Source organism: Bifidobacterium sp. POST2/T3 (B1), assembly GCF_058197115.1.
Map to the genome: position 1 here is coordinate 1 of NZ_JBVPQK010000324.1, position 2,967 is coordinate 2,967.

Here is a 2,967-nt window from a genome sequence, read left to right on the forward strand (position 1 = left end):
TCAAATGATGAAAATCCCAAGTTTTTCATCGACTGCGTGCCGGGCACATTCCCGGTAGCTAGACAAACGTTAGCATACAGGGTCGGGCCAAAACGGAAGCAACACCCGGATAAATCAAGTAAAAAATGTTATGTCAAATTTCGGATTGGAAAGCTTTCTGTCTAGGAAGGGGTAAAAAAGAGGTGGGTGGCTCCGTTGTGTTGGGGATTGGCGGGGCCACCCTGGTTGGCCGGGCCGTCTTGGGATGCGGCCCGGCTGCTTACTCGGGTGAAGATTCTAGACGTGCAGGCTGTGGGCTTCGCGCCGGTGGCGTCCGGCTGCGACGGCGCCGGCTGCGGCGAGCAGCCCGGCGGCGAGCAGGATGATCATGCTGCCGTTGCCGCCCGTCAGGGGCAGGGTGCCTTCGTAGGTATAGGACAGGTGCTTGGGTTCCTGTTTGGTGCCGCCCAGGGTCCAGTCCACGATCACATCGGCCTGCCCCGGATTATGGACGGGCGTGGCAAAAGAGACGGACCCGTCGGCATTCTGCTGCAGGGAGCCGACCGCTGCCTGGTCGAACTTGACGCCGGTGATCAGCAGTGCCGGGTTGAACGCCACCGGGGTCGGCGTGCTGCTCTGCGTCGCGCTTCCGTTGCCGAGCTCGCCGTACTGGTTGTCGCCCCACGCGTAGGCGTTGCCGTCACGCCCTATGGCCAGGGAATGAAAGTATCCTCCGCTGGTTCGTGCTGTTGCGAGCCCGGTGCCGGCGCTGCCCTGGCCTACGGGCGGCAATACGCGCGTGGGTGTGGACCGGTTGCTGGTTGTGCCGTCGCCGAGCTGGCCGTAGACGTTCCATCCCCATGCCCAGGCTGTGCCGTTCTGGTCGACGGCCAGGGAGTGGATCGTGCCTGCGCTGATCTGCGCGACTTGGAATGGCTGGCTGGAGTCTGAGGGGTTTCCTACCAGTTTTGGCCTGGGCCTGTTGGTTGTCGACCCGTCCCCCAGCTGCGCGAATTTATTGTACCCCCACGCCCAGAGGGTACCGTCCTGGTCGACGGCCAGGGCATGGAAGCCTCCGGCGCTGATCTGCACGGCTTTGAAGGCCTTGCTCGTGTCCTTGGGGTCGGGCACGCGTGCCGGGTCGGCGGCATACGTGGTGCTGTTGTCTCCCGTGGCTGTGCCATTGCCGAGCTGCCCGTAGTTGTTGAACCCCCAGGTATATACGTTGCTGTCCGCGTCCAAGGCCATGACGAGGCCCCAGCCGACGCTTACCTGGACCGCGTGCAACCCCTGGCCGGAGCCGTCGGGATCCTTGGCCAGGGTCGGCGCCCGCTTGGACGTGCCCCAGGTGCTGTGATCGTTGTATTCGCTGCCCCAGGTGTAGACGCGCCCATCCAGGCTGATGGCCGCCGAGTCGGCGTAGCCGGCGCTCACCTGGACGGCCTTGAAGGGCTGGCCGTCCGCACCCTTGACGGGCATCGGACTGGTCTGAGGGGTATTTGCGTCCAGGCTGCCGTTGCCGAGCTGCCCGTGGTCGTTGGTGCCCCAGCTGTAGACGATGCCGTCGCTGCCGATGGCCAGCACATGGAAGCCGCCTGCCGCGACCTGTGTGTAGGTGAAACCGGAGGCCACGCCGTCCGGCAGGGGGACCTTGACCGGCGTCTTCTGCGGAGTGCCGCTGGTGCTGCCTTGGCCCAGCTGCCCGTACTGGTTGCTGCCCCAGGCGTAGGCGTTCCCGTCGCTGGCCACCCCAATGGAGAAGTTGTTTGTCAAGATGCCGGCGCTGACCTGGTTGAAGCGGATGCCGCGGCTTAGCTTGGGCGGGGTGATGGTCGCCTGCTGGCCGCCCATCGCGTTGCCCTTGCTTGGGTTGATCGACCAGCCGCCGGTGTTGGCGGGGCTCCAATGTGCGACCAGGGTGATGTCCGCGGTGACCGGCTGGCTGAAGTCATAAGCCACATCGGATTTGCCATTGGCGTCCTTGAGGAACCAGCCGTCGAACAGGAAGCCGTCCTTGGCCGGGTCTGTGATTGGGCGTGCGGCCTGTTTGCCTATGGTGATCTGCTGGTGGTCTGGGGTCTGCTGGCCGCCTGCGCTGTCGAAGGTGACCGTGTGGGGGTTGATGTAGGTGTAGGTAAGGCGCGCGTCGGGCTGCTGGCCGTTCCTGCTCCAGGAGACGGTCACGTCGGTCTTGCCTCCTGCATGCTGGGGCGTGGTCACGCTCCAGGTGCCGCCCGTGTTTGCGGTCAGATTCGTGCCCGCTGTCCCGCCGAAGTTGACGCCGGTCGGCCTGGGAGACTCGGGGAAGGCGACCATGCCTGGCCGGTTGGCTGGCGTGGCGCTGGCGGGGGTGCGTGCCAGCTGGCCTTTGCTGTTGTCTCCCCAGCTGTAGAGGTTGCCGTCCGAGCCCAGGGCCTGGGCATAGCCCCCTAAATAGCCGCCTTCGATTCTGACTTGGGTGATTGTGATGCCGGCCGGCATGGCCACTCTGCGTGGCGTACCGTCTTGCGTGCTGCTGGCGCTCCGTCCCAGCTGGCCTTTGCTGTTGTCTCCCCAGCTGTAGAGGTTGCCGTCCCATCCCATGGCCAGGGAATTATCGCCGCCTGCGATGACCTGAGTGAATCGTCTGACGCCTGCAGGCAGGTTCACTTTGTGCGGCGTACCGTCGTTCAACGTGCTGGTGCTGGTGAGGGCGCGTCCTAGCTGACCTAGGGAGTTGTCTCCCCAGCTGTAGAGGTTGCCGTCCGTTCCCATGGCCAGGGAATGATAGTATCCTGCGCTGATCTGGGTGAATTTCGTGCCGTCTGCCGGCATGGACCCCTTGCTCGGCGTGTTATGTTGATTAGAATCAGCACCGCCTATGCCCAGTTGCCCGGTACCGTTGTTTCCCCAGCTGTAGAGGTTGCCGTCCGAGCCCAGGGCCAGGGAATAACCACTGCCTGCGCTGAACTGGGTGAAGCGGACGCCTGTCGGCGGGGTGACAACGCC

The 2,967-nt window shown here is 64.2% G+C and carries 1 protein-coding gene; it reads right to left on the minus strand.

The genetic code is table 11. The features are described 5' to 3' along the window. Positions 1 to 276 precede the first annotated feature (276 nt). A partial coding sequence (locus AC0AP0_RS11100) for an RCC1 domain-containing protein (protein ID WP_490430507.1) occupies positions 277 to 2,967 on the minus strand: 2,691 nt, incomplete at its 5' end.